Below are 2,579 nucleotides of genomic sequence, written 5' to 3'. Positions count from 1 at the left end.
GCGGGAACAGCAGGTAGAACCAGGCCTCGGCGCCCAGCGACCAGGAGGCCGGGTTGCCGCCGTACAGGGTGGGCAGCGCCCACGGGTGCACCAGCGCCAGCGACCAGAGCGCCGCCGCCACCGGCAGCACCGCGCCGATCGCCGCGTCCGCGCCCAGGGACAGCGCGGTGGTCAGCACGTGCAGCGGCCAGATCCGGGCGAACCGGCGGCGGGCGAAGACCCGCGGCCGGGCGGGCGAGGCCCCGTACGTCCAGGCCAGCACGAAACCGGAGAGCACGAAGAAGAACGTCACGCCCGAACGGCCGTACCAGGCGAGCGGGCTGAGCAGCGGCAGCTCGCCCACCTTGCGGGAGAGGTGGTAGAGCACCACCAGCAGGGCGGCCCAGAAGCGCAGCCCGGTGAGCGAGGGCAGGCGGCTGGGGCCGGTCGTGGGCATCGGCGCTCCAGGGGCGGGGGACGGGGGCGGGGGACGGGGGCGGCGCCCGGGTGAACGAGCACGGCGGGGCCGAGGTCACGCCGACGGCGGCGAGCGGTCGCGTCCGGCGACGGGGTGCCGGGGCGCGTAACCTGCTAGGGCCCGGACGGACCTGCCAGGCCCGGACGGGCCCCTGGGCGGACGGATGGAGGGGCCGATGGCGGTGGAGGAGCAGCGGGCCGGGAGCCGGGTCAGCCGGCCGGAGAACCGGCTGGTCCGGCGCGGGTTCACCGACCCGGCGCGGGCGGTGCGGCTGTTGGAGGGCCCCGGGCTGGAGGGCCTGGCCGACGACCCCGTGCTGCTGGACGCGCTCGGCGCCACCGCCGACCCCGACCTCGCGCTGCTCGGCCTGTCCCGGCTGCTGGAGGCCGCCGACGAGGCCGACCGGCACACCCTGCGCGACACCCTCACCACCTCCAAGCCGCTGCGCGACCGGCTGCTCGGCGTGCTCGGCGTCTCCACCGCGCTCGGCGACCACCTGGCCCGGCACCCGCACGACTGGCACGTGCTGGTCACCTTCGAACTGCGCGACATGCACCCCGGCCCGGAGGACTTCCGCCGCTCCCTCGCCGAGGGCGTCCGGGACGACACCCTCGGCCCCGCGAACGCGCTGCGCGTCGCCTACCGCCGCTGCCTGCTCGCCATCGCCGCCCGCGACCTCACCGGCACCACCGACCTCGCGCAGACCGCCGCCGAACTCGCCGACCTGGCCGGCGCCACCCTCCAGACCGCCCTGGACCTCGCCGCCGAGCAGGACCCGGAGGCGGCCGCGGCCTGCCGGCTCGCCGTGATCGGCATGGGCAAGTGCGGCGGCCGCGAGCTCAACTACGTCTCGGACGTGGACGTGGTCTTCGTCGCCGAGCCGCGCGAGGGCGTGGACGAGCACTCGGCGCTCAAGGCCGCCACCCGGCTGGCCGCCGCCCTCACCCGGCTGTGCGCGGACACCACCGGCGAGGGCACCATCTGGCCGGTGGACGCCAACCTGCGCCCCGAGGGCCGCAACGGCCCGCTGGTGCGCACCCTGGCCAGCCACCTCGCCTACTACCAGCGCTGGGCCAAGACCTGGGAGTTCCAGGCGCTGCTCAAGGCCCGCCCGGTCGCCGGGGACGCGGAGCTCGGCGCCGCGTACGTGGCGGCGCTCGCCCCGATGGTCTGGCAGGCCGCCGCCCGGGAGAACTTCGTCGCCGACGTGCAGCAGATGCGCCGCCGGGTGATCGACTCCATCCCGGCCACCGAGCTGGACCGCCAGCTCAAGCTCGGCCCGGGCGGGCTGCGCGACGTCGAGTTCTCCGTCCAGCTGCTCCAGCTGGTGCACGGCCGCACCGACCCGGCGCTGCGCAGCGGCAACACCCTGGAGGCGCTGGCCGCGCTCTCCCGGGGCGGCTACGTCGGCCGGGCGGACGCCGCCTCGCTGGACGCCGCGTACCGCTTCCTGCGCTCGCTGGAGCACCGCATCCAGCTGTACCGGCTGCGCCGCACCCACCTGATGCCCACCGGGGCCGAGGACCTGCGCCGGCTGGCCCGCTCACTGGCGGCGCTGATCAACGACGACACCCGCGCCGACCCGGTGGCCGCGCTGCAGCGCGAGTGGAAGCGGCACGCGATGGAGGTCCGGCGGCTGCACGAGAAGCTGTTCTACCGGCCGCTGCTCGACGCCGTCGCCGAACTGCCGCCGGGCGCCACCGGGCTCAGCCCGGAGGCGGCCCGGGCCCGGCTGGAGGCGCTGGGCTACGCGGACCCGGCCGCCGCGCTGCGGCACCTCAGCGCGCTCGCCTCCGGGGTGAGCCGCAAGGCGGCGATCCAGCGCACCCTGCTGCCGGTGCTGCTCGGCTGGTTCGCTGAGTCCGCGGACCCGGACGCCGGGCTGCTCAACTTCCGCCAGGTCTCCGACGCGCTCGGCCGCACCCCCTGGTACCTGCGGCTGCTGCGCGACGAGAGCGCCGCCGCCGAACAGCTGGCCCGGGTGCTGTCGGCCGGCCGGCTCGCCCCCGACCTGCTGCTGCGCGCCCCCGAGGCGGTGGCCATGCTGGGCGACCCGCACGGCCTGGAACCGCGCGGCCGGGCGGCGCTGCAGTCGGAGATACTGGCCGCCGTCGGCCGGGCC

Annotated in this window: 2 protein-coding genes; one reads left to right on the top strand and one right to left on the bottom strand. The window is 76.9% G+C overall.

What is annotated here, in order from left to right:
* On the bottom strand, positions 1 to 436 hold a 436-nt coding region (locus AE652_RS39320; RefSeq protein WP_049660355.1), incomplete at its 3' end, for an acyltransferase.
* 196 nt (positions 437 to 632) lie between these two features.
* Here AE652_RS39320 and AE652_RS39315 point away from each other — a divergent pair.
* Positions 633 to 2,579: bifunctional [glutamine synthetase] adenylyltransferase/[glutamine synthetase]-adenylyl-L-tyrosine phosphorylase (locus AE652_RS39315; RefSeq protein WP_049660353.1), on the top strand; the 1,947-nt coding region annotated here is incomplete at its 3' end.

This window comes from Kitasatospora sp. MY 5-36, from assembly GCF_001182915.1.
GTDB lineage: Bacteria > Actinomycetota > Actinomycetes > Streptomycetales > Streptomycetaceae > Kitasatospora.
This window is presented reverse-complemented; position numbering and strand designations above follow the sequence as displayed.